Origin of the sequence: Streptomyces sp. NRRL S-37, from assembly GCF_000721605.1 — a bacterium.
In the GTDB taxonomy this organism is placed as follows: Bacteria; Actinomycetota; Actinomycetes; order Streptomycetales; family Streptomycetaceae; genus Streptomyces.
Genome location: NZ_JOIZ01000032.1, coordinates 52,667 through 77,119, shown reverse-complemented (window position 1 = coordinate 77,119; position 24,453 = coordinate 52,667). Strand labels below are relative to the sequence as shown.

23 protein-coding genes are annotated in these 24,453 nt (G+C 72.3%); 13 read left to right on the top strand and 10 right to left on the bottom strand.

The genetic code is table 11. From position 1 onward, the window contains the following. Positions 1–42: 42 nt before the first annotated feature. Complete coding sequence (locus IH50_RS0134120; RefSeq protein ID WP_078914195.1) at positions 43–780, bottom strand: LuxR C-terminal-related transcriptional regulator; 738 nt, start codon at positions 778–780, stop codon at positions 43–45. A gap of 189 nt (positions 781–969) precedes the next feature. On the opposite strand from IH50_RS0134120, the gene IH50_RS0134115 reads away from it, so the two are divergent. Continuing rightward, complete coding sequence (locus IH50_RS0134115; RefSeq protein ID WP_234328299.1) at positions 970–2,328, top strand: hydrolytic protein; 1,359 nt, start codon at positions 970–972, stop codon at positions 2,326–2,328. 151 nt (positions 2,329–2,479) lie between these two features. On the opposite strand, the gene IH50_RS0134110 is transcribed toward IH50_RS0134115, so the two are convergent. Further along, positions 2,480–3,355, bottom strand: coding sequence for a hypothetical protein (locus IH50_RS0134110; RefSeq protein ID WP_199822184.1), 876 nt, complete (start codon positions 3,353–3,355; stop codon positions 2,480–2,482). A 267-nt stretch (positions 3,356–3,622) separates the two neighbouring features. Beyond that, positions 3,623–4,240, bottom strand: a complete 618-nt coding sequence (locus tag IH50_RS0134105) for an RNA polymerase sigma factor (RefSeq protein WP_030871380.1) — start codon at positions 4,238–4,240, stop codon at positions 3,623–3,625. 474 nt (positions 4,241–4,714) lie between these two features. Between IH50_RS0134105 and IH50_RS0134100 the strand changes: the two genes are divergently transcribed. Next, complete coding sequence (locus IH50_RS0134100; RefSeq protein ID WP_030871378.1) at positions 4,715–7,420, top strand: FG-GAP-like repeat-containing protein; 2,706 nt, start codon at positions 4,715–4,717, stop codon at positions 7,418–7,420. Positions 7,421–7,505: 85 nt separating this feature from the next. On the opposite strand, the gene IH50_RS43225 is transcribed toward IH50_RS0134100, so the two are convergent. The 5 genes from IH50_RS43225 to IH50_RS0134075 form a co-directional block, all read right to left on the bottom strand. Further along, positions 7,506–7,637: a hypothetical protein gene (locus IH50_RS43225; protein ID WP_267883286.1), complete on the bottom strand. Its 132-nt coding sequence runs from the start codon at positions 7,635–7,637 to the stop codon at positions 7,506–7,508. Positions 7,638–7,737: 100 nt separating this feature from the next. Then, positions 7,738–8,133 (bottom strand): hypothetical protein, encoded by a 396-nt coding sequence (locus tag IH50_RS0134090; protein WP_030871376.1) that lies wholly within the window; start codon positions 8,131–8,133, stop codon positions 7,738–7,740. A gap of 73 nt (positions 8,134–8,206) precedes the next feature. Continuing rightward, positions 8,207–8,764, bottom strand: coding sequence for a hypothetical protein (locus tag IH50_RS0134085; protein WP_030871374.1), 558 nt, complete (start codon positions 8,762–8,764; stop codon positions 8,207–8,209). A gap of 106 nt (positions 8,765–8,870) precedes the next feature. Further along, positions 8,871–9,377 carry a hypothetical protein gene (locus IH50_RS0134080; protein WP_030871371.1) on the bottom strand — a complete coding sequence of 169 codons (507 nt, stop codon included), beginning with the start codon at positions 9,375–9,377 and terminating at the stop codon, positions 8,871–8,873. A 105-nt stretch (positions 9,378–9,482) separates the two neighbouring features. Further along, entirely contained in the window at positions 9,483–11,096 is a 1,614-nt protein-coding gene (locus IH50_RS0134075; protein WP_030871369.1) for a beta-N-acetylhexosaminidase, read from the bottom strand. A gap of 173 nt (positions 11,097–11,269) precedes the next feature. On the opposite strand from IH50_RS0134075, the gene IH50_RS0134070 reads away from it, so the two are divergent. The 9 genes from IH50_RS0134070 (at position 11,270) to IH50_RS0134030 (ending at position 18,148) form a co-directional block, all read left to right on the top strand. Beyond that, positions 11,270–11,932 carry a 2-oxo-4-hydroxy-4-carboxy-5-ureidoimidazoline decarboxylase gene (locus tag IH50_RS0134070; protein WP_078914194.1) on the top strand — a complete coding sequence of 221 codons (663 nt, stop codon included), beginning with the start codon at positions 11,270–11,272 and terminating at the stop codon, positions 11,930–11,932. 178 nt (positions 11,933–12,110) lie between these two features. Continuing rightward, positions 12,111–12,491: a succinate dehydrogenase, cytochrome b556 subunit gene (gene sdhC, locus IH50_RS0134065; protein ID WP_030871364.1), complete on the top strand. Its 381-nt coding sequence runs from the start codon at positions 12,111–12,113 to the stop codon at positions 12,489–12,491. Positions 12,492–12,496: 5 nt separating this feature from the next. Beyond that, a complete protein-coding gene (locus IH50_RS0134060; RefSeq protein WP_030871363.1) occupies positions 12,497–12,979 on the top strand; it encodes a succinate dehydrogenase hydrophobic membrane anchor subunit in 483 nt (160 codons plus the stop codon). A 19-nt stretch (positions 12,980–12,998) separates the two neighbouring features. After that, on the top strand, positions 12,999–14,753 hold the full coding sequence (gene sdhA / locus IH50_RS0134055; RefSeq protein WP_030871361.1) for a succinate dehydrogenase flavoprotein subunit: 1,755 nt from the start codon (positions 12,999–13,001) through the stop codon (positions 14,751–14,753). Continuing rightward, positions 14,753–15,532, top strand: a complete 780-nt coding sequence (locus IH50_RS0134050; protein ID WP_030829816.1) for a succinate dehydrogenase iron-sulfur subunit — start codon at positions 14,753–14,755, stop codon at positions 15,530–15,532. The genes sdhA and IH50_RS0134050 overlap by 1 nt, the downstream gene beginning before the upstream one ends. A gap of 156 nt (positions 15,533–15,688) precedes the next feature. Then, positions 15,689–16,300 carry a Uma2 family endonuclease gene (locus IH50_RS0134045; RefSeq protein WP_030871357.1) on the top strand — a complete coding sequence of 204 codons (612 nt, stop codon included), beginning with the start codon at positions 15,689–15,691 and terminating at the stop codon, positions 16,298–16,300. A gap of 126 nt (positions 16,301–16,426) precedes the next feature. After that, on the top strand, positions 16,427–16,843 hold the full coding sequence (locus IH50_RS0134040) for a hypothetical protein (RefSeq protein WP_030871355.1): 417 nt from the start codon (positions 16,427–16,429) through the stop codon (positions 16,841–16,843). Continuing rightward, the gene (locus IH50_RS0134035; protein WP_030871353.1) at positions 16,840–17,343 is read left to right on the top strand and encodes a thiol-disulfide oxidoreductase DCC family protein; all 504 of its coding nucleotides are present in this window, start codon (positions 16,840–16,842) and stop codon (positions 17,341–17,343) included. Before IH50_RS0134040 ends, IH50_RS0134035 begins: the two co-directional genes overlap by 4 nt. 31 nt (positions 17,344–17,374) lie before the next feature. Then, on the top strand, positions 17,375–18,148 hold the full coding sequence (locus IH50_RS0134030) for a TetR/AcrR family transcriptional regulator (protein WP_030871352.1): 774 nt from the start codon (positions 17,375–17,377) through the stop codon (positions 18,146–18,148). On the opposite strand, the gene IH50_RS0134025 is transcribed toward IH50_RS0134030, so the two are convergent. Beyond that, the gene (locus IH50_RS0134025) at positions 18,141–20,558 is read right to left on the bottom strand and encodes an MMPL family transporter (RefSeq protein WP_030871349.1); all 2,418 of its coding nucleotides are present in this window, start codon (positions 20,556–20,558) and stop codon (positions 18,141–18,143) included. The genes IH50_RS0134030 and IH50_RS0134025 overlap by 8 nt on opposite strands. A gap of 163 nt (positions 20,559–20,721) precedes the next feature. Here IH50_RS0134025 and IH50_RS0134020 point away from each other — a divergent pair, with 163 nt between their 5' ends. Next, on the top strand, positions 20,722–21,411 hold the full coding sequence (locus tag IH50_RS0134020; RefSeq protein WP_030871346.1) for a response regulator transcription factor: 690 nt from the start codon (positions 20,722–20,724) through the stop codon (positions 21,409–21,411). Positions 21,412–21,413: 2 nt separating this feature from the next. After that, on the top strand, positions 21,414–22,907 hold the full coding sequence (locus IH50_RS0134015; RefSeq protein WP_051767563.1) for a sensor histidine kinase: 1,494 nt from the start codon (positions 21,414–21,416) through the stop codon (positions 22,905–22,907). A 204-nt stretch (positions 22,908–23,111) separates the two neighbouring features. Here IH50_RS0134015 and IH50_RS0134010 read toward each other — a convergent pair whose 3' ends face one another. Further along, positions 23,112–24,434: a metallophosphoesterase gene (locus IH50_RS0134010; RefSeq protein WP_030871341.1), complete on the bottom strand. Its 1,323-nt coding sequence runs from the start codon at positions 24,432–24,434 to the stop codon at positions 23,112–23,114. Positions 24,435–24,453 lie beyond the last annotated feature (19 nt).

Below are 24,453 nucleotides of genomic sequence, written 5' to 3'. Positions count from 1 at the left end.
CGGGGTTCCCCGGCGCCGTCGGCGGGGTCGCCCGGCCGGCCCTCAGATCAGCCCGTTGCGCAACGCGTAGCCCACGGCGTGGGCCCTGTTGCGCAGTTGCAGCCGGGTGATGACCTCGTGCAGGACGTTCTTGACGGTGCGTTCGGAGTACGAGGTCTTGCGGGCTATCTCCGCCGTGTCCAGGCCCTCCGACACCAGGCGCAGCATGTCCGCCTCGCGCGTGGTGAGCGTGGACAGGGACAGGGCACCGGGGTCGAGCGCGGAGCGCTGGAGGCTGCCGACGTGGCTGAGCAGTTCGCCCAGCAGGTCGCCGGGCAGCATCCCCTCGCCGTTGCCGGTGGCCAGGACCAGACGGAGCAGCTGGTCCTGATCGGCCTCGGCGCGGCGCAGCACCGCCGCGACACCGCACTCGATGACGCGTTGCAGCCCGCCGGCCCCGAGGGTGCCGATCACCAGTCCGGTCCGGGTGGCGCTGTTGTGCCGCAGCCGGTTGAGAAGGGCGGCCACGTCGTCGTCGACGGTGTCCGCGACCACCAGGGACACCCGCGCCGAGTCCACGTCGTCGGTGTCGACCAGGTCGATCTCGGGGCGGTGCCGTAACTGCTGGACGACGCCCACGCGCAGCACCGGGTCGGCGGCGTAGACGGCCAGGGACACCCGGGCCGGGGGGCCGGAGGGTGAGGCGCGGTGGATCCAGCCGGCCCGGACGGGATCGGGGGGCGGGGTGTCGGGCGGGGCGAGTCTGTTCTCATCTGCGCGGAACACGGTTACCTGTTTCATGAGTCGGTGGGGGGTTACCGGGGAAGACGTGAGGTGACCACGGGCACGGTGGTGCACGCGAGGCTGCTCGCCACATTAAGAGCCAGCCATCAATAGGGAGTTGACGGCGCCTTGACGGGCAGCACCACTGCCCGCGCATTGCCCTCGCGTTCCTCGCCGCGTTCCCGGGCGCGCTCCTACGGTGAGAGCGTGACGCCTTCCGCAGCCTCTTCCCGTCCCGGTGCGCCCGGCCTCGACATACCGGCCGTGACGGTGACTCCGGGCGACATCGCCACCACCACCCTCACGGTGCGCAACGACAGCGACATCGTGGAGGCGTACGACCTGACGGTCGTCGGCGACTGCGCCGCCTGGACCACGGTCGAACCGGCGCGCGTCTCCCTGTATCCCGGCACCTCCGAGACGGTGACGCTCCGCCTGGAGCCGCCGCGTTCGCCGGAGATCCGGGCCGGTGAGATGCCCCTCGGTGTGCGGGTGCTGCCGAACGAGCACCCCGACGCCGTACGGGTCCTCGAGACCACGGTGCACGTCGGAAAGTTCCGTGAACTGCGGACCGAGCTGTCCCCGCGCCGCCGGCGCGGCTGGCTGCGCGGGCGCTATCTGCTGGCCGTACGCAACCAGGGCAACACCCCGGTGCGGGTGCGCTTCACGCCCGGTCAGGCGGGCGAGGAGCTGGCGTTCGCCTTCGACCCGGCGCAGCCGAAGCTGGAGCCCGGCGAGTCGGCGGAGGTCCGGCTGCGGGTCCGTACCGCCAAGCCGGTGTGGTTCGGCGCCCCCGCGGTGTGGCCGTTCACCGTGGACGCCACGGAGGCCGTCGAGCAGGAGGAGCCGGCGGAGGCCCGCGGGGACGATCCCGTCGTACGGCCGCCGCTGGACGCGGAGTTCGTCCAGATCCCGATCTTCCCCAAGTGGCTGCTGGTGCTGCTCGCCGCGCTGCTCGCGCTGCTGCTCGCCTGGTTCGCGCTGGTCCGTCCCGCGGTGCGCAGCGCCGCCGAGGAGGCGGCGACCGAGGCGGTCCAGCCCCGGCCGACACCGGCCGGGGAGCAGGAGGCAGGCGGGGAAGGGGCCCCGGGGACCGGTGGCGCGACGGACAGCCCCGGGGGCGGCGGCCAGGAGCCGGGGGCCGCGGCACCCGGGACGGGCGGCGGCGGAAGCGGCTCGGCGGCCGGGGGCGGTATCGCGGCCGGCGGGCGGCAGAGCTCGGAGACGATCGACCTGAAGACGCGTACGGGGGCGACCGAGTCCGGCACCTACAAGGTGCCCGAGAACAGTGTCTTCGGGGTCACCGACATCGTCGTCGCCAACTTCCAGGGCGACGAGGGCGTACTGACGATCAGCTTCGGCGACCGCAAGATCACCACGATCGCGCTGGAGACCTTCCGCAATCAGGACTACCACTGGGTCACTCCCATCGAGATCCCGGAGAACGACACGGTGACCATCAGCGTGACCTGCGCGAAGCCCGGTACGCCGGCCACGGGACGTCAGGCGTCGGAGTGCCATGAGGTCCTGAACGTGAGCGGAGTACTCGGCACCACCGCGCGATGAATCGGACGCGCCGCTTCCGACTTCATCCTCAATCAGTGGCTACTGCATTCGGAAAGTTCCGAAAGCCTTTCGGCCGGAAATGAATAACCTTGGTCTCAAAACCGGCATCCGGCCCCAGGGGTCCCGTGGAACACGGGGCCCCTGACGGACGTCAGGGGCGACCGGCGCCCGAGTTGTCGGACTTCTCCGGCTTCCCGGGCCTGCCGCCGCCGGAGACCTCACTCCCGCCGCGCGTGGCGCTGTCGCTCCCGTTGCGCGTGGCGTTGTCGCTCCCGTTGCGCGTGGCGTTGTCGCTCCCGTTGCCCGTGGAGCCGTTGCCGTTCCGCCCGGCCGAACCGTTGCCGTTCCGCGCGCCCGAACCGTTGCCGTCCTGCCCGGCCGAGTCGTCGCCTTCCTTCTCCGGCCGCCGCGCCGTACCGGTCCCCGCCGGCCGCTCGGCGCAGTAGGCGTCGACGTTCGCCGCACCGCCCGCCGCCTCGACGAGCCGCTTCCAGGCCGTCGAGTCCAGCGCCCCGCCCCGCCCCCGGACCCGGTCGTAGGCACGGCAGTGGGCCTCGGTGTCCCCGGCCGTGCCGGGACGGCCGGGCAGGCCGGAGCCGGTCTCCAGGCCCGCCGAGTCACCGGCGGACGGGCCGGTGGTACCGGGCGACGGGGCATGGGTGCCCTTGACGTCCTCCGCCGGTTCGTCCGTGGACGAGCCGGCCGCGCCGATGCCGGCGACCGCGACACCGCTCAGGGTGAGACCGGCGACCAGCACGGACAGCGTCGCCTTCAGCGAGTGGCGGCCGAGCCGGCCGCGCCGGGTCCGCCAGTCGTCCCGGCGCCGGGTGCGCGCGCCGAGCGCCCCCGCCTCCCGGGCGGCCAGGAACGCGGCGACGGCCCGCTGCTCGGCCCCGGCGTCCACGCCGCGGCGGATCAGCGCGGCGGCGAGCAGCGCCTCCAGGTCCGCGGCGTCGACGACCCGGCGCCCGCCCGTGATGGAGTCCGGACCGCCGGACCTGGGCGGCGCGCCCCTCTCAGGGTGCACACGCCGACGGCCGGCCGGCCCGCCGTCGTTCTGCCGTTCACCCATGCCCGTTCCCGTTCCTGCTCGTTCCGCTTGATACCCACGCCCGGCCCGCCACGTCCGTGCGGAGCGGCCGCACCAGCGGTACCGCCCGGACCGACGGATACGTTCCGGATGTCCGCCCCGTTCAGCCGGTGGCCCTCGGGGGCCGGCGTGGGCCGCCGGGTGCGGCCGGCCCGGGCCGGACGCCGTCGCGCCGCCCGCCGTGTCCGCCGTCCCGGCCGACGTTCATGTCGACTCACCCAGCGTCCGCGAGGCCTCATCCGTCACACTCCCGGCGCCGAGCTGCTTCGCCAGACGCTTCAGCCCCCGGTACGCGGCCGTCCGTACCGCGCCCGGCCGCTTGCCGAGGACGCGGGCGGCGGCGGGACCGTCGAGGCCGACGACCACCCGCAGCAGCACGGCCTCGGCCTGGTCCCGCGGCAGGCCGCCGACCAGTTCGAGGGCGTACTCGGTGGACAGGGACTCCATGGCCTGGTCGTAGGTGCTGTGCGGTCCGGGCAGGTCCAGGACGTCCTGTTCCAGCGTGGAGGGCCGGGGCCGTACCCGCTGCCGGCGCAGGTGGTCCAGCGCCCGGTGCCGGGCGATGGTCGCCGTCCAGCCCCGGAACCCGGCCCCGTCGCCCTTGAACCTCCCCAGGTCGCGGGCGATCTCCAGCCAGGCGTCCGACATGACGTCCTCGGCGTCGTCCCCGACCAGCCCGCGCACATAGGCGAGCAGGCCGGGCTGTACGAGCCGGTAGGCCGCGGCGAAGGCGGCCTCGTCGCCCTGCTGGGCCCGCGCGACGGCCGCGCCCAGTTCCCCGTCGTACGCCTGTGCGCGGCGGGGTTCCCCTCCGTGGCCCAAGAACCGTCCTCGTCCGTACCGAGCGCGTAGCGCACCGCCATCGCTTGGCGTGGGCACGTCCAGCAGTGTCCACACCCCCATGGTCATCAGCGTCCGGCGCCATGAAAGTGTCACAGCTCGTCACACGCCCCGTACGGCACACACGGGCGCTCCGATTCGCCCCCGGCATCCGCTCGTTCGCCGCCTTCGTGCGACACCGCCCTTCAACGCGCCCCGGGGGAGCGTTCGTTCGCATCCTCCGGAAGACCGGGCGGACATCGGGCCGCGATCATCACGTGTCATGGACGTGGCGATCACCACGCGGTCAGCTCACCGTGCGCATACAACCTTTCCGCTTCTCGTACGTCCGTGAGACTTCCCGGGGGATGTGTGGGTCCGGTGACACCACGTGTGACGTTTGGTGCGCGCTCGGCGCTGGATGAGTGCCACCTGTGGGACAGGTGGTGTTCATGTTTATTTCTAGGGGTGGGGTAGTTGAGTCCACGCAGGACCCATGCGTACAAGCCGCTCGGCCTGAAACGGCGGGCCTGGCTGACCGTCGGAGCCGTCGTGCTCAGTGGCGCGGGTGTCGTCACGTACGCGGTGGCCGATCCGTCGTCCGCGCCGGCCGGCCCGCGGGAAGAGGCCCGCGAGCCGAGCATCCACACGCTGGAGCTGGAGAACCGGGGCGCGGGCCGCCGCGGTCTCGACCGGCAGGAGACTGAACGTTTCAGCGCAGTGCTGGTGACCTGGGACAACCCGGAGGCGGACGCCAAGGGCACGCCCGAGGTGCGCACCCGGGACCTGGAGACCGGCACGTGGTCCGGCTGGCAGGAGCTGGAGGACGAGCCGAACCAGGCCGAGGGCGCGGAGGGCGAGCGGGCGGCGACCCGCGGCGGCACGGCGTCGCTGTGGACCGACGACGCCGACGGCGTCGAGGTACGCGTGGTGAACGACGACGGCACCCAGGTGGGCGGCCAGCCGGCCGGTATGGACGTCAAGCTCCTCGACCCGGGCACGGACCCCGAGGGCGCGCCGACGGTCGCGACCATGGAGCCGGCCGCGTTCACGGCGGAGACCACGGCACCGGTGACCACGGAGCCGGCACCGGCGCAGACCACCGGGACGCCGTCGGAGCCGGCCGCCGCGGAGACGGCCGGCCCCGCGGACACGACGTCCGCGGAGCCCACCGGCGCCCCGTCGGAGACGACGGCCACGGACACCGCGTCCCCCGAGCCGACGCCCACCGTCCCCGAGCCCCGCCCGTCGACGGTCGTGAAGCCGCCGATCATCACGCAGGCCGAGTGGGGCGCGTCCACGGACTACGACGGCACACCGAGCTACGGCACCGACATCAAGGCCGCCGTCATCCACCACACCGGTGTCGACAGCGACAACAGCGTCTCCTGCGCCGACTCGCGGGCCCGGATGCGCTCCATCCAGCAGGAGCACTTCGCCCGCGGCTACTACGACATCGGCTACAACTTCGTCGTCGACCGCTGCGGCCAGATCTTCGAGGGCCGCAGCGGCGGCATGGACCTGCCGGTGGTCGGCGCGCACGACATCGGCTTCAACACCGACACGCTCGGCATCTCCTACATCGGCAACTTCGAGAGCGCCCACCCGAGCCGGGCCGCGCTGGACTCGATCGCGCGGGTCGTCGCCTGGAAGTTCGGCATGTACGGCATCGACCCGGCCGGCAAGGTCACGCTGACCTCCGGCTCGGAGGCCGGCGACAGCGGCAACAAGATAGACAAGGGTGAGTCGGTCACCCTGCCGCGGGTCTTCGGCCACCGGGACACCAACAACACGGCCTGCCCCGGCAGGAACCTGTACCCGAAGCTGTCCCGGATCGCCGCGCTCGCCAGGACCCCGGGCATCTCGCACGCCCTGGCCACCTCGGACCACAACCGGGACGGCCTCGCCGACCTGGTCGCCGGCACCCCGAAGGCCTCGGGCGGCGGCAGCGTGACCGTGATCCCCGGCGGACTGAACGGCCCGGTCACCGGCGCCAGGAAGACGATCACCCAGAGCAGCGCCGGCGTCCCCGGCTCCAACGAGTCCGGTGACGGCTTCGGCACCTCCACCGCCTGGGGCGACGTCAACGGCGACGGGTACGCCGACCTCGCGATCGGCATCCCCGGCGAGGACGACACCACCGGCGACGCCGACCGCGGCGGTGTCGCGGTGATGTACGGCCCGGAGCTGGACACCGGCTTCTCGTACGGCACGACGGGTGTCACGGAGGCCGGCGCCAGGTTCGGCACCACGGTCGCCGTCGGCGACTTCGACGGCGACGGCAAGGCGGACGTGTTCGCGGCCGGCACCGGCCGGGGCGGCAACTGGAACGCCCGTCACACCGACGGCGCCACCAAGTACGGCACGCTCACCGGCGCCACGGGCGCCGTCTCCTACCTGGACGCCGCGAGCGGCGACTTCAACCGGGACGGCTACGCGGACATCGCCCTCAACTACCGCGACACCGGTGGCATCAGCCGTGTCGTCCGCTTCGCGGGCTCCGCGTCCGGCCTGACCAAGGCGGGCGTCATCTCCGTCAAGGGCGGGCGCTCCCTCGCCGCGGGCGACTTCGACGGCAACGGCTACGACGACATCGTCATCGGCCAGCCGGCGGCCGCCGAGTCCGGCGGCACCACGCCGGGCGGGCGGATCACCATGGTGCCGGGCACGTCGTCCGGGTTCACCACCACCGGCATGAGGACGATCCACCAGGACACCTCCGGCGTCCCCGGCGCCAACGAGTCCGGTGACGGGCTGGGCACCTCGGTCTCGGCCGGCGACCACAACCGTGACGGCTACGCGGACGTCCTGGCCGGCGCCCCCGGCGAGGACCTCTCCCGCAGCGGCACCCGCAGGGACGCGGGCCAGGCGATCCTGTTCCGCGGCGGTCCCTCCGGTCTCACCGGCTCCGGCGCGACCGGCGTCTCCCAGGACACCTCCGGCATCCCCGGCTCCACGGAGTCCGGTGACCGGTTCGGCTCCGCGGTCTCCCTGACGGACCTGTCCGGCTACGGCCGCGCGGACCTGTCGGTCGGGGCCGAGGGCGAGGACACGTCGGACGGCGTGCTCCTGTACCTGCCGAGCAACGGCTCGGGCCTCGGCTTCGGCGACTCGTACGTCTTCGGCAGGGGCACCCTCGGCCTGGCGGCGGACGTGCGGATCGGGCAGACGCTGACGCCGTAGCACCGCACCACCGCGTCACCGGTACGACGACGGCCGGGGTCCCGCGCGCCATGCGGGGCCCCGGCCGTTCCGTGCCCGTCGCGGGCTACCGCCCGGCCATGATCAGCCAGGCGCCCGGCCCGGCGGCACCGGCCGCCAGGAGCACGACGAGCAGACGAGCCGTCCGGTTGTCCTTCTCGATCGCCAGGCGGATCGTCCGCCAGAACTCCTTCGCCATGTGGCCCCCAGCCGTCCGTGGTCATCGACGGCGAGGGACCAGTCGGCTCACCGGCCACTGCGCCGCGACGCCCGGGAACGTCACACCGCGGGACGCCGGGCTACGGGCGCGGTCCCCCGCCGGAGGCGTCGCGGCACAGCAGGCGCAGGGAGCCGTCGCCCGTGTAGCAGCGGCGGGCCTCGTCGATGGGGTCCCAGAGGTGGCCGTCGGGGGTGCGGACCCAGTGGTCGCCGCCGGAGGACCACCACTCGCCGCCGGTCTGGCGGGCGATCACCTCGCCGGCGTAGGCGCCGAATCCGCGCAGCACCAGTTCCACGGCGGCGAACGGGGCCGCCTCCTGGCGTATGTCCTCGATCATCCGGTCGACGCTCCACAGACTGCGCGCCGAGTAGTCGAGGCGCAGCCGGGCCCCCTCGCGCATCGCCGCCACCGCGTCCGCCGCCCAGCGGACCGGCTTGGTCGCGGCCGAGGGCCTGGTCTCCTGCTGTGTGGTCACAGTCGTCGCAGTCGTCACATCCTGGTAAGCGCTCCGGAGAAGCGTTTCGTCACCCTGGTGCGCGGGCGGCCGCTCAGCCGTCCCTGCGGCTGCGGCGGGAGACCACGGCGCGCAGGATCCGGCGCCCCTCCGTCGAGACCTCGAGGGCTCCGCGCAGGCCCCCCGGTCCGTGGGCGGCGAGGAGTTCCAGGACCGTGAGCTGGCGGCGCAGTTCGGCGGCGAGCAGCGGTGACAGGCCGTCGGGGCGGTCGTCACGGCGGGCGCCGGCGAGAGCGGAGTCGTCGCCGGAGCCGTCCAGCAGCCGGTGGATCCGCAGCGCGGCGACGGAGCAGTCGTCGGCCCACTCCCGCAGCCCGGCGGCGGAGCGCTCGGCGGGGGCGTCGGCGAGCATCCGGTGCGCGAGGGCCACGGCCTCGTCCGCGCCGTCGGCCGCCGGGTCCAGCGTGCCGCGGGCCTGCTCCAGCCGCCGCGCCCAGTCACCGGCGGGCGCGGCCTGCGCGAGGCTCGCCCACAGCGGCCGCAGCACCTCGTCACCGCCGCCCAGCAGCGGCACGCACCGATCCAAACAAGCCAGCCCGCTCACGGCCAGTCCGCGCTCGTCGGCCCGTGCGATCAGCTCCACCAGGCTCATCCACGCCTCCTCAGGGAATGTTCGCGGGCCCCGGACGAGGCCCTCACGTGCCCCATCCCTCACGGAGCCCGCATTTCCCCTTACTGCGTGCGACGGGCCCGGAGTGTCACAGGGGCACCACGCCGAGCCGGTCGAGGAGGCGGAAGAGGAGGTTTTCGGCCATCGGGTCCGGGTCTGCGGTCAGCACCTCGGCCAGGTCCTCGGCGGAGGCGGTGCGCCCCGCCTCCTCGGCCCAGAAGACGGCCCGTTCGGCGGCGTCGGCGGGTTCCAGGAAGTAGTCCTCCAGCGTGAGCCCCTCCTGCTGCCCTTCGAGGTAACCGGCCATGCGGGCCCGCCCCAGACAGGTCGTCCACGCCCCGCTCTTTGGTGACGCCGCCTCCACCACCACGCAGTCGCTGTTCATGACGTATCCGAACAGCGCGGGCGCGCCGGTCTCCCGGGCCAGGTCGTTCATGTTCCCGACGTCGCCCTGGCCGCCCGGGTACTCCCACACCTGCCAGCCGTCGGGCGCCGAGGTGCGCAGGGTCATGCCCCCGGCCGCACCGGCCAGCGTGTCCAGCCCGGCGAGCGGCCGCTCCCCGCGGCCCACGACGAAATACCCCCAGTAGCCCATGTGCCGGTGTTCCCCCCTGGTGTCGCGGTCGGTTCGTCAGAACACCACCACAGCCGTACGGGGGTGCGCAGCCGTATGCGGCAATCCGCCCCGCGAGGGGGGCCGTCAGTCCAGCTCGCCCGCCAGGTCCCGGAACTCCGCCCACGACAGCTCCGGCTCGTCCGGGTCCCAGAGCTTCTGGACGGTCGCCGCCAGCGGCAGCCGGATCCCGTCCGCGACCTGTTCCTGGGTCTGGGCCCCGGGGATGTCGCCCCAGACCGCGAAGGACCCGCCGAGGATCCGGTCGTCGTACCGCTCCGGGACGGCGGTGGTGCCGCGCAGCACCAGGGGTGTCCACTGCTCGTAGATCCGCTCGCCCGTCGGGTAGACGAAGGTCAGGGGCTCCCCGAGGACGTAGTAGAGGAACTCGTCGTTGTAGTTGACGACCTCGCGGCCCTCGCCCAGGTACTCCGCCGGCTGCCGGGCGCCGATCTCCTTGCCGGTCCAGTAGGCGACCCGGATGTCCTCGGCCGCCCGCACCGAGCCGCCCCGGAAGAAGCCGTCGTTCCACGCGCGGGGCGTGCGGTCGTGGGCGCGGACGGTGGCGGCCCGGTCGTTGAGCCAGCCGGTGGTCAGGTCCTCCACGGTCGCGCCGGAGCCGTACTTCTCCCGCGCGGCGGCGGCGAGGCCCGGGAACGACACCTCGGGGTCGGGGACCACCAGCGCCTGGTACTCGTCGCCGCCCAGGTGCCACTGGCCGCCCGGGAAGAGCCCGGCGTACTCGTCCAGCAGGTCGTCGACGATCTCGGCGGACCCGGGCTTGGAGATGTCGATCGCGCCGCGCACCGCGTCGCCGTCCACGTCGCGCAGCTGGAGGTCCGGGTGGGCGGCGAGGACCGCGCCGAGGTGTCCGGGCGAGTCGATCTCGGGGACGACGGTGATGTGCCGGCTCTCCGCGAGGCGGACGATCCTCTTCACCTGCGCCTTGGTCAGGTGGTCCGCCGAGACGATCTCCGGGTGCGACCCGGACTCGATGCGGAAGCCCTGGTCGTCGGAGAAGTGCAGGCCGATCTCGTTGAACTTCAGGTCGCCCAGTTCGCGGATCCGGTCCTCGATCCAGCCGGCGTCGTAGTGCTTGCGCGCGATGTCCAGCATCAGCCCGCGCCGCTGCTTGGCGGGCTCGTCGCGCACCACGCCCTCGGGGGCGGTGCCGGCCCCCTCGATCTCCTGCTTGAGCGTGCGGGTGCCGTAGAACACGCCCGGCTCGCCGGGGGCGCTCACGGTCACGCTCCCGCCCCGCACGGTCATCGTGTACGACTCCGGGTTCGCGCCCCCGTCCCGGTTCAGCTCCAGCCGCAGGTCCCCGGCCCGCCGGTCGTCCTTCTCCCCCGCGTACGCCAGTCCCAGCTCGCCGGCTATCAGGCGCCCCTCGTCGGCCAGCGCGGGGTCGTCGACGACCACCCGGTGGTCCTTCGCGGGGCGCCAGCCCGGGCCGCGCTCCGCGGTGTGGTCGCGTACGGCGGGTATGGTGCGCGGCGCCTCGGACAAGGGGTAGGTGCGGCCGGGGCTCGGGCTGCCGCCCGGTGCCGTCCCGGCGGCCTCGCCGGAGCCGGCGGGGGTCCCGGCGGAGGACGCCGCCGCCGGGCCCGCGGGCGGGCCGCCGTCGTCCGAGGCCGCCCAGAGTCCGAGGCTCACGCCGGACGCGGCCACCAGCGTGCCCGCGGCGACGGCCGTGACCAGCACCCGTCGCCGGTGCTGCCTGGGGTGCCGGTGCTGCCCGTGCTGCCTGTGCTGACTCACCCGGCCAACGTACGACCCGAACGGGTGAAGCGCGTCGTCAAGCCGCTCCCAAACTCTGCCGTCCGGGTGAATTCGGGGTACCGATCGGACACGTCTCGGACTCACTCGATAACGTGTCGTCAGAACTGTCACAGCATCTTCCACCGACACACACGCGACGCCCACGAGGACCCACGCTGCCCGCGCACCGTCTCCCAGACCTCCCCGGCCGAGTCGCCATACCCGGACAGTCCCGCGGCGCGCCCGGCGTCCCGCCCGCGCTGGAGCGGTTCAACACCGCTCCCCCCGCGGACGCCGAGCGCGCCCTCCTGGCCTGTCTGCGCAGCCCGCGCTGGGCCCTGCGCCTCTCCGGCCACCGCCCCTACCCGGACGTGCCGTCCCTCCTGGCGGCCTCCGACGAGGCGGCGTACGACCTCTCCGCCAAGGAGCTGGCGGAGGCCCTGGCCGCGGAACCCCGCCCCGCCCTCCCCGACGGCACGTACTCCGCCGCCCACACGGCCCTGACCGCGGCCCACACGGCGTACGAGACCAAGTTCGGCCACGTCTTCGTCATCTGCCTGGACGACGTCCCCGAGGAGGAGACCCTGGACCGGGTCCTGGAGGACATCCGGTCACGATTGGCGAACGATCCGGACGACGAACGCGCGGTGGCGGCGGAAGAACTCCGGCGCCTGGCGAGAGAGCGGCTGGCCGGCCTCCTGGGGGCGCGGGGAACCGTGCGACCGGCCGCCGACGGGCCCGTATCCGGCACGGACGACGAAGCCCCGCACCGGTAGCCGCCAAGCACCGACGCGCACCCCTTCGAGTGCAAGTTTGATCACACCGGTAGGCCCCCTGTCCGCGCCGCCGACTCGCGTCGCTAACATGCTGGGGGCCGGTGGACCGTACCCGGCCGGGCCCGACCGACAAGGAAAGCCGGCGCGGCCCCGAACCCCGCTCCCGGAGGAAACTTCCGTGCCGGCTGGAACGCTGTACCGCGGCCGGGAAGGAATGTGGTCCTGGGTGGCTCACCGAGTCACCGGCGTCCTCATCTTCTTCTTCCTGTTCGTTCACGTGCTGGACACCGCTCTCGTGCGGGTGTCCCCCGAGGCCTACGACGAGGTCGTGGCCACGTACAAGACGCCGATCGTCGCGCTGCTGGAGTACGGCCTCGTCGCCGCCATCCTGTTCCACGCGCTCAACGGCCTGCGTGTCATCGCCGTCGACTTCTGGGTCAAGGGCGCCCGCTACCAGAAGCAGATGCTCTGGACCGTCGTCGCCATCTGGGTCGTGCTGATGCTCGGGGCGATCTACCCCGTCCTCGGCCACGCCGCTCGTGAACTGTTCGGGAGCTGACACCCATGTCCACGACTGACACCACCGCCTCGGGCGTCGGCCCCGTCGAGGGCGCCCCGCTCTACTCCGTCGACAACCCGGCGCCGGTCATCGAGCCCCCGCGCAAGCGGACGAAGAAGACCCCGAAGTCCACCCGGGGCAACTTCGAGCTGGCCGCCTGGCTGTTCATGCGCCTGTCCGGCGTCGTCCTGGTCGTCCTCGTCATCGGCCACCTGCTGATCCAGCTGGTCCTCGACGGCGGCGTCTCCAAGATCGGCTTCGCCTTCGTGGCCGGCCGCTGGGCCTCGCCGTTCTGGCAGGTGTGGGACCTGCTGATGCTCTGGCTGGCGATGCTGCACGGCGCCAACGGCCTGCGCACGGTCATCAACGACTACGCGGAGCGGCCGAACACCCGGCTGTGGCTCAAGGGCCTGCTCTACACCGCCACGGTGTTCACCATCCTGCTGGGCACGCTGGTGATCTTCACCTTCGACCCGAACATCCGCTAGGCACGGGGCTGCGAGAATCATGAAGATCCACAAGTACGACACCGTCATCGTCGGCGCCGGTGGCGCCGGTATGCGCGCCGCCATCGAGTCGACGAAGCGCAGCCGCACCGCCGTGCTGACCAAGCTCTACCCCACCCGCTCCCACACGGGCGCCGCGCAGGGCGGCATGGCCGCCGCGCTGGCCAACGTGGAGGAGGACAACTGGGAGTGGCACACCTTCGACACGGTCAAGGGCGGTGACTACCTGGTCGACCAGGACGCCGCCGAGATCCTGGCGAAGGAGGCCATCGACTCCGTCCTCGACCTGGAGAAGATGGGCCTGCCGTTCAACCGGACCCCGAACGGCACCATCGACCAGCGCCGCTTCGGCGGTCACAGCCGCAACCACGGCGAGGCCCCGGTCCGCCGCTCCTGCTACGCGGCCGACCGCACCGGTCACATGATCCTCCAGACGCTGTACCAGAACTGCGTCAAGGAGGGCGTGGAGTTCTTCAACGAGTTCTACGTCCTGGACCAGCTGATCACCGAGGTCGACGGCGTCAAGAAGTCCGCCGGCGTGGTCGCGTACGAGCTGGCGACCGGCGAGATCCACGTCTTCCAGGCGAAGGCCGTGATCTACGCGTCCGGCGGCACCGGCAAGTTCTTCAAGGTGACGTCGAACGCGCACACGCTGACCGGTGACGGCCAGGCCGCCGTGTACCGGCGCGGGCTGCCGCTGGAGGACATGGAGTTCTTCCAGTTCCACCCGACCGGCATCTGGCGCATGGGCATCCTGCTCACCGAGGGCGCCCGCGGTGAGGGCGGCATCCTCCGCAACAAGGACGGCGAGCGCTTCATGGAGAAGTACGCGCCGGTCATGAAGGACCTCGCCTCGCGTGACGTCGTCTCGCGCTCCATCTACACGGAGATCCGCGAGGGCCGCGGCTGCGGTCCCGAGGGCGACCACGTCTACCTGGACCTCACGCACCTCCCGCCGGAGCAGCTCGACGCCAAGCTGCCCGACATCACGGAGTTCGCGCGGACCTACCTCGGCATCGAGCCGTACACGGACCCGATCCCGATCCAGCCGACCGCGCACTACGCGATGGGCGGCATCCCGACCAACGTCCAGGGTGAGGTCCTCGCGGACAACACCACCGTCGTGCCGGGCCTGTACGCGGCCGGCGAGGTCGCCTGCGTCTCCGTGCACGGCGCCAACCGCCTGGGCACCAACTCGCTGCTGGACATCAACGTGTTCGGCAAGCGGGCCGGCATCGCGGCGGCGGAGTACTCGCAGAAGGCCGACTTCGTCGAGCTGCCGGAGGACCCGGAGTCGTTCGTCGTCGGACAGATCGAGCGGCTGCGGTCCTCCACCGGCACCGAGCGGGTGGCCACCATCCGCCGTGAGCTGCAGGAGACCATGGACGCCAACGTCATGGTGTTCCGCACCGAGCAGACGATCAAGACGGCGGTCGAGAAGATCGCCGAGCTGCGCGAGCGCTACAAGAACGTCGCCATCCAGGACAAGGGCAAGCGGTTCAACACGGACCTGCTGGAAGCGATCGAGCTGGGCAACCTGCTGGACCTCGCCGAGGTCATGGCGGTGTCCGCCCTCGCCCGCAAGGAGTCCCGCGGCGGTCACTACCGCGAGGACTACCCGAACCGCGACGACGTCAACTTCATGCGCCACACGATGGCGTACCGCGAGGTCGGCGCCGACGGCACCGAGACCGTCCGTCTGGACTACAAGCCGGTCGTCCAGACCCGCTACCAGCCGATGGAGCGTAAGTACTGATGGCTACCCCTGTTCTGGACAAGGCGGACGCGGCCGGTTCCCCCGAGCCCGGTTTCGCCGACTCCCCCTACATCACCGTCACGATGCGGATCCGCCGGTTCAACCCGGAGGTCTCGGCGGAGGCGGTCTGGGAAGACTTCCAGCTGGAGATCGACCCCAAGGAGCGTGTCCTCGACGCGCTGCACAAGATCAAGTGGGACCTGGACGGCACGCTGACCTTCCGCCGTTCCTGCGCCCACGGCATCTGCGGCTCCGACGCCATGCGGATCAACGGCAAGAACCGCCTGGCGTGCAAGACGCTGATCAAGGACATCAACCCCGAGAAGCCGATCACGGTCGAGGCCATCAAGGGCCTGACGGTCCTCAAGGACCTGGTCGTCGACATGGAGCCGTTCTTCCAGGCGTACCGGGACGTGATGCCCTTCCTGATCACGAAGGACACCAACGAGCCGACGCGCGAGCGGCTGCAGTCCGCCGAGGACCGCGAGCGCTTCGACGACACGACCAAGTGCATCCTGTGCGCCGCGTGCACGTCGTCGTGCCCGGTGTTCTGGAACGACGGGCAGTACTTCGGCCCGGCGGCCATCGTCAACGCGCACCGCTTCATCTTCGACTCGCGTGACGAGGCCGGCGAGCAGCGCCTGGAGATCCTCAACGACCGCGACGGCGTCTGGCGCTGCCGCACGACCTTCAACTGCACGGACGCCTGCCCGCGCGGTATCGAGGTCACGAAGGCGATCGCGGAAGTGAAGCGCGCGCTGATCACGCGCCGCTACTGAGGCACGTCGCCCGTACGTCCGTGAGGGCCCCGTCTCCCCTGGAGACGGGGCCCTCTGGCATATGCCACACGTTTGGGTGAACGCGGCTGAGACGGACGTGAGGGCGTCCTCCGCCCTACGATGATGGTCTCGACACCAGCCCCTGGGAGGCACGTGATGTCCGCAGCATCCGTCGAGCGGCCCCATGACGAGCGTCCGCTGATCGCGGAGGCGAACCGTCTCATGGACCGCAATCCGGGCTACCGCGTCGAGATCATCGGAGGCCAGATCCTCGTGACCCCGCCACCGGACGGCCCGCACGCCCGCGCCCTGACCACGCTGATGCTCCCCTTCTTCACAGCCGGACTGCACGGCGGGGAGGCCGAAGTGCTCCAGGGCGTCGGCCTCTGGCTTCCCACCGACACCGAGGACTACGCGATTCCTGATCTGGTGGTCGTGGACTCCGACATCGACGACCACCTCATCGAGAACAACTGCTACGACCCGGTCTGCTTCCGCCTCGTCCTGGAGGTCACCTCCAGCAACTGGAAGAACGACCTGAAGGCCAAGGTCGCCGCCTACGCCGAGGCGAAGGTCCCCGTCTACGTCATCGTCGACCGCAAGCACCAGCGTCTCCACGTCCTGACCGACCCGGTCGGGAACGAGTACGCCGGCCACCGCTTCCACTCCCCCGGCCAGCAGGTCACCCTCCCCGACTCGATCGGCGCCAAGGTCACCCTGGACGTGACCGAGATCCTTCGGGCGGGACAGCCCCGCACGTCCGACTGAGCCACACACCGAGCACGGCCGATCCGTGACGCAGCCCACTGCATCCTTGAGTTGAACACGTTCAAAAGATGGGTCTAGAGTCTCTCCTGTCAGCGTTTTGAACGTGTTCAAGAAGGGCTGGGGGACATGGACCGTACGGTCATCGCCTACGTCATCTACCTGGTGGTCAGCATCGGGCTGACCGTGTGGGTCGCTCGCACGCTCAGCAGCAACGGGCGGATCTTCCTCTCCGACGTGCTGCACGGCAACGAGAAGCTCGCCGACGCCGTCAACCACCTCCTGGTGGTCGGCTTCTACCTCGTCAACCTCGGCTTCGTCGCGCTGTACCTGAGCGACGACGACACGATCACCGACACGCGCGGCATCTTCGAGGCCCTGTCCACCAAGCTCGGCGTGGTGCTGCTGGTGCTCGGCGTGATGCACCTGGGCAACGTGTACGTGCTCAACAAGATCCGGCGGCGCGGGGTGATGGAGCGGGAGCAGGTCCCGCCGGTGCCGCCGCAGGGCTGGGCGGCCCCGGCGGCCCCGCAGGCAGGGGCGTGAGCGGCGTGGCGGCCGCACACGGGGACCGGGGCGCCGCGCGCGTCCCGGTCCGCCGGCTCACCGTGCTGTACGACGCCGAGTGCTCCCTGTGCGCCTTCGTACGGGACTGGCTGGTGCGCCAGCCCCAGCTGGTGCCCCTGGAGCTGGTCCCGGCGGCCTCGGAGGCGGCGCGGGCCCGGTTCCCCGGCCTCGACCACGCCTCCACCCTGGAGGAGATCACCGTGGTCGGTGACGGCGGGCAGGTGTACCGGGGCGCCGCCGCCTGGGTCGTCACCCTGTGGGCGCTGCGCGAGTACCGGCGGCTGGCCCACCGGCTGAGCACCCCGTCCGGCGCCCTGCTCGCCAAGGGCGCGGTGCTGGCCGCCGCCAAGTGGCGCGGGGCGGTGTCCGGGTGGGGCGGCGGCGTGTACCGCCGGGGCGACGGGTGGACGTACGATCCGCGCGACGGCTGGAGCTACACCGCGCCCGGCTGCGACGCGGGCACCTGCACCGCCCCGTAGGGCGGGCCCTCCCTGGCGTTAGGCTCCTTCCGTGCCCGCGAAGAACGACGGCCCCGGTGACGGCGCCACCCTCAGCAAGTCCGAGCAGACCCGCGCCCTGATCCTGGAGACGGCCATGCGGCTGTTCCAGGAGCGCGGGTACGACAAGACGACCATGCGGGCCATCGCCAAGGAGGCGGGGGTCTCCGTCGGCAACGCGTACTACTACTTCGAGGGCAAGGAACACCTGATCCAGGGCTTCTACGACCGGATCGCCGCCGAGCACCAGGTGGCGGTCCGGGAGGTCCTGCGCCGGGAGACCGACCTGGAGGCCCGGCTCGCGGGCGTGCTGAAGGCGTGGCTGGACATCGCCACGCCGTACCACGAGTTCGCGGTGCAGTTCTTCAAGAACGCCGCCGACCCGGACAGCCCGCTCAGCCCCTTCTCCTCCGAGTCGGAGCACGCGCGCGTGGAGGCGATCAGCGTCCACCGCGCGGTGCTCGCCGGGACGAAGAGCAAGGTGCCCGAGGAGCTGCGGGACATCCTGCCCGAGCTGATGTGGCTGTCCCAGATGGGGCTCGTCCTGTACTGGATCTTCGACCGCACCGAGGGCCGGGAGCGCAGCTACCGGCTGGCCGAGCGCGGCGCCCGGATCACCGCGCGGGGCGTCGCCCTGGCCCGTTTCCGGGTGCTGCGGCCCCTGGTGCGCGAGGTGCACGAACTGTTCACGGAGTTCCTGCCCGGGATGACGAAGGCGCTCCCCGACCCGGCGAGGAAGGGGAACGGGGCGCCCGCCGGCGACGGACGCCCCGACGCCGTCAGTTGACGGCGTCCACCTCACCGGGCGTGAGTTCCACGTCGTGCACCAGAGGGCCGTCGGTCACGGACACGTGGGCCGCGCGGGAGCCGAGCGAGGCCGCCGTGACCGCGAGCAGATAGGTGCCCGGGGCCGGTACGGAGACGATGTACGCGCCGTCGGCGAGGGAGACCACGCGGTCCAGCTGACGGCCGCCCGAGGTCAGCAGGGTGACGGCCGCGCCCTCGACGGGTTCGCCGTCGGCCGTGCGGACGAAGCCGTGGACGACCGAGGAGGGGCCGCCCGGAACGCCGGAGGGCGTCGTGGGCGCCGCGGTCTCCTCCTCCGCCGGTTCCACCGCCAGGTGCGGCAGCCGCTTCTCCAGACCGGCCGGCAGCCACCAGTTGGACTTCCCGAACAGGTGCATCACGGCCGGCACCAGTGCCGTACGCAGGATGAACGCGTCCAGGGCGACCGCGGCGGCCAGCCCCACGCCCGCCATGGCGGCGCCGTAGTCGCCGCTGAGCACGAAGGCGAGGAAGACGCAGACCATGATCAGGGCCGCGGAGTTGATGACGCGGCTGGTCTCCGCGAGGCCGACCCGCACCGCGCGGGCGTTGTCCCGGGTGTGCACCCACTCCTCGTGCATCCGGCTCACCAGGAACACCTGGTAGTCCATGGAGAGCCCGAACAGCAGCGACAGCATGATGATCGGCAGGAAGGACGCGATGGGGCCCTCCTTGCCGAGGCCCAGCAGGTCCAGGCCGTAGCCCCACTGGAAGATCATCACCAGGACGCCGAAGGAGGCCGCCGCCGCGAGCAGGTTCATCACGGCGGCCGTCAGCGGCACCACCAGGGAACGGAACGCGAGCAGCAGGAGCAGGAAGCCCAGGCCGATGATCGTGCCGATGAACAGCGGCAGCCGCTCGCCGGTCACCGTCGCGAAGTCCTTGGACACCGCGGTCACCCCGCCGACGTGGGCCTGGACGCCCGCCTCCGGGATGACGTCGTCGCGCAGGGTGTCGATGAGCCGGTCCGTCTCCGCGTCCTGCGGGGAGGTGGCGGGGACGACCTGGATGACGGTGACGCCGTTCGCAGGCGGCACGGCGGCGACCTGGGCGACGCCCTCGGTCTCCTTCAGGACCGTCACCAGGCCGTCGGACGCCTCGCCGTCCACGACCACCTGGAGCGGGCCGTTGAAGCCGGGTCCGAAGCCCTCGGCGAGCAGGTCGTAGGCCTTCCTGGTGGTCATGGAGGCGTCGTCGTTGCCCTGGTCCACGGTGCCCAGGCGCAGCGACAGCAACGGGACCGCGAGCGCCGCCATCAGCACCACGGCGAGGACGGCCACGGACCGCGGGCGGCGCTGGACGCCGGCGGACCAGCGCGCGGCGAGTCCGCTCGCCGTCTCGGTCCGCGGGCCCTGCTCCGCGAGCCTGCGGCGCTGGCGGCGGCTGAGCACCCGGTGGCCGAGCAGGCCGAGCAGCGCGGGCAGCAGGGTGACGGCGGCGAGCACGCTCAGCACGACGGTGAGGGTGGTGCCGATGACCACGCCGTCCAGGAACCGCAGGTTCGTCACCAGCATCCCGGCGAGCGCGATGCACACCGTGCCGCCCGCGAACAGCACCGCGCGGCCGGAGGTGTTGAGGGCGGTGACCGCCGCCTCCTCCGGGTCGGCGCCGCGCAGGATGCCGCGCCGGTGCCGGGTGACGATGAACAGGGCGTAGTCGATGCCGACGCCGAGGCCGATCAGCGTGGACAGCAGCGTGGCGAGTTCGGGGACGTTGGTGACGTGGCTGAGCAGCTGGGTGCCGAACATGCCGGTGCCGACGCCGAAGACGGCGACCACGATCGGCAGCAGCATCGCGAAGAGCGACCCGAAGGCCACGAACAGCACGACGGCGGCGGCCAGGATGCCGACCAGTTCGGCGGTGCCCGTCGGCGGTTCCTGGACGCGCGTGATGGCCTGGCCGCCCAGCTCCACCTGGAGCCCGTCGCGCGCGGCGCCCTGCGCCGTGTCGACGACGTCCTGGACCAGCTCCTTCGGCACGGCGTCCGCCTGCTCGGCGAACGTGACCTGCGCGTAGGCGATCCGCCCGTCCTCGCTGATCTGCGCCGCGCCCTGCTCGCCGTAGGGATTCGTGACGGCGCCGACGCCCTCCATGCGCCCGATCTCCGTCAGCGCCGGCTCGATCCGGGACCGTACGGAGTCGTCCCGCACGGAGCCCTCGTCGACCTTCCACACCACGGTGTCGGTGTCGCCGGCGCGTTCCGGGAACGCCCGCTCCATCAGGTCGTACGCCCGCTTGGAGTCGGTGTCCGGCAGCGAGAAGACCTCCGCGTAGTTCGTGCCCGCACTGCTCGCCGAGACCCCCAGTCCGAGCAGCGCCCCCACCCACACCAGCAGGACCACCAGCCGATGCCGATAGCACCAGCGTGCCAATACCGCCACGTTTCCGCTCCTTCGTCGCTCGGTCGGTCCCCCAGGCCCTGGGCAGCAGCATCGACGGCGGCACCCGCGCGGGGACACGACCGGCGCGGGACTCTCAAGGAACTCCAAAGCGAACACCGGTACGGGCGAAGGGGGTTCCGCCGATACTGGGGGCATGACGACAGCTCCCGGCACCGTGCTGGTCGTGGAGGACGAGGAGAGCATCGCGGACGTCCTCGCCATCGCCCTGCGCTACCACCGTTTCGAGGTCATGACCGCGGGCACGGTCCGCGAGGCGCTCGCGCTGACCGAGCACACCCGCCCCGACGCCGCTCTGCTCGACGTGATGCTCCCGGACGGCGACGGCCGCGCCCTCGGCCGTGAACTGCGGTCCCGGCGGCCGGAGCTGGCGCTGGTGTTCCTCACCGCGCGGGACGCGCCCGCCGAGGTCGTCGGCGCGCTCGGCTTCGGCGACGACTACATCACCAAGCCGTTCAACATCGACGAGGTCGTCGCCCGGGTCACCGCCGTCCTGCGCCGCACCCGCCCCGCCGACGTCCTCCCGCAGCGGGCGCCGCTGCGCCACGGCGACCTGGAACTGGACGAGACGACGTACTCGGTGCGCCGCGCGGGCCGCTCGGTGGAGCTCACCCCCACCGAGTACGCGCTGCTGCGCTTCCTGGTGCGCAACGGCGGCCGGATCGTGCCGAAGGACCAACTGCTGCGCCATGTCTGGCAGTACGAGCACGCCCCGGCCGAGTCGACCGTCGTCGAGACCTACATCAGCTATCTGCGGCGCAAACTCGACGCCCTGGGCCCGCCGGTGATCACCACCCGGCGCGGGGTCGGGTACGGCCTGACGTGAGGATCCCGATCCGGAACACGGGCCCGGGGTGGGGTATCCACTCGCTGCGCGGGGCGCTGACCCTGGCCAACGTGGTGCTGCTGGCCCTCGGCATCGTGGCGGCCACCGCGGTGAGTGTGATGGGCATGCGCTACTACCTGCTGGACCAGATCGACACGGAGCTGACCCGGACCCGTGACTCGTTGGGCGGCTCGGAGCTGACGCTGCGGCAGATCGACTCGCTGGGTGTGCTGAGCTTCTTCCGCGACCGGGTGGACCCGGACTGGAACCGGGAGGAGGACCCGGACTCGATCTTCGCCGCCGTGAACACCCGGGGCGAGCCCGTCGGCGTCCTCGGCTTCGAACCGACGAAGGCCCAGCGCGACCTGGCCGACGCGGTGGGCGACGCGCGCACCCTGCTCCAGGACCCGGAACCGCACGACGTCACCGTGCGCGGTGCCGCCTACCGCGTCACCGCCACCCGGCTCGCGGACGGCACGTACATCCTGATCGCCGGCTCCACCGAGGCGGTGCACGACGGCGTCGCCAAGGCGGTCAAGCTCGACCTGGCCATCGGGACGCTGCTGTTGCTGCTGCTGGCCTGTCTGACCATGTTCAGTGTGCGGCGGCGGATGCGGCCGCTGGAGGACATGGTGGAGACCTCGTCGGCGATCGCGGAGGGTGATCTGACCCGGCGGGTGCCCTCCAGCCGGGAGACGATCCTCGAGGTGGAGCAGCTACGGCTCGCCCTCAACTCGATGCTCCAGCAGGTCGAGTCGGCGTACCGCACGCGCGAGCGCAGCGCGGCCCAGCTCCGGCGGTTCGTCGCCGATGCCTCGCACGAGCTGCGGACGCCGCTGGCCGCGATACGCGGCTACCTCCAGCTGTACGACCGGGGGATGCTGCGCGAGCCGACGGAGCGCAGGCGGGCCTGGGACAGGATGCTGGCGGAGTCCGACCGCATGGGGCGGCTCGTCGACGAACTGCTGGTGCTGGCCCGGCTGGACCAGCGTCCCGAACTGCGGCTGCGGAACGTGGACGTGTGCCGGCTGGTGCGGGACGCGGCGGAGGACCTGCGGGTGCAGCAGCCGGAACGGGCGGTGACCGTGGACGCGGACGGCGTGGTGCTGGTGCGCGCGGACGAGTCGGGGCTGCGGCAGGTCCTGGGGAACCTGCTGGGCAATGTGCGGACGCACACTCCGGCGGACGTCGCGGTACGGCTCGGGGTGGTCCGCGCGGACGGGGTGGTGCGGCTGTCCGTGGCGGACGACGGGCCGGGCCTCGCGGCGGAGGACGCGGCGCGCGTCTTCGACCGCTTCTTCCGCGCGGGCGGGGGCGCGGGGAGCGGTCTCGGCATGGCGATCGTGCAGGGCGTGGTGCGGGCCCACGGGGGTGAGGTGGCGGTACGGACGGCGCCGGGCGAGGGGCTGGAGGTGACCGTGACCCTGCCGGCCCGGCCGGGAGCGTGCCCGGCGGACGACGAACCGGCCCCCACCGCGTCGAGCCGCACGGCCTGAGACCGCGGGCAGTCGTGCCTCCCCCAGTGCCTTAAAGGCCTGGGAGGTACCCCCAGGGCGGCACGGGTGGGCGATGGGGGTCCCCCCGCTCATGGGGGTCCCCCGCTCGAGCGAAGCCGAGAGTGGGGGAGGAGCCGAGAGTGGGGGAGGCACCCCGTGAGCGCGGGTGAGCGGAACCCACCCCCGGCCCACCCCGACGCCCCGTCAGGCCTGCTTCGACGCCAGCTCGATCACCGTGATGTCCGACGGCGCCCCCACCCGCGTGGGCGGCCCCCACGCACCGGCTCCCCGGCTGACGTACAACTGGGTGTCGCCGTACCGCTCGAGCCCCGCAAGCGTGGGATTGGCCAGACCGGCCACGAGGTTGCCGGGGAACAGCTGCCCGCCGTGGGTGTGACCGGACAGCTGGAGGTCGACACCGTGGTCGACGGCGTCATGGATCTGCACCGGCTGGTGGGCGAGCAGCACACACGCCCGCCCCCGGTCCCGGTCCCCGAGCGCCTTCGCGTAGTCCGGGCCCTGCCCCTCGTCCTCGCCGGCCACGTCGTTGACCCCCGCCAGGTCGAAGTGCGGCAGCTCCCTGCGGGCGTTCTCCAGCGGGTTCAGCCCGAGCCGCCGCACCTCCTCGACCCACTGCTCGGCACCGGAGAAGTACTCGTGGTTGCCGGTGACGAAGAACGACCCGTGACGTGCCCTCAGTTGCGCCAGGGGGGCCGCGGCCGGTCCGAGGTCCTTCACGCTTCCGTCCACCAGGTCGCCGACGACCGCGATCAGGTCCGCCTGGGTCGAGTTGACCGTGTCGACGACCTTCTGCGCGAAGCCGCGTCCGAGCACCGGCCCGAGGTGGATGTCGCTGACCACCGCGATGCGGTAACCGTGCGCCGCGCGGGGAAGCTTGGCGAGCGGCACGGTGACCCGCTTCACGCGCGGCCCGCGCAGCACGCCGTACGTCCCGTAGCCGACGGTCCCCACGGCCGCCGCGGCGGCGGCCCCGCCGACGACACGGGAGACGAACAGACGCCGGGAAGGACCGGCGGGCTCCTCCCGCGGGCCGGGGACAGCGCCGTCGGCCGCCGGGTCACCCCCGTCCGTCCCGCCGTCCGTCCCGCCGTCCGTCCCGCTGTCAGGACCGCGCCCCGCGCCCTGCCCGGCCGCTATCGGCTCCGGCCGCGCGGGGACGGGTACCGCCTCCTCCGACGCCCCCGCCCGCCGCTCCAGGAACCGCCGCAGCACCGGGCGCACCAGTTCGCCCGCGAGCACCGCCAGCAGCAGGTACAGGGCCAGGGCCAGCCACAGGTATCCGGGCCAGGCCAGGACCTGCTTGAGCCAGAAGGGGGCCCCGCTGCGCCCGGCGACGAAGGCCCCGACGGTCAGCGCCCAGCCGCCGACGAACAGCACGGCGCCCGCGCGGCGCACCGCGCCCGGCCCCTCCGTGGTGTCCCGGAACAGGCGCCGCCACACGTACCAGTTGCCCGTCACCAGGACGGCCACGACCAGGAGCGCGATGAGTACGAAAACGATGGCCACGAGGCGGAGTTCCCCTGTT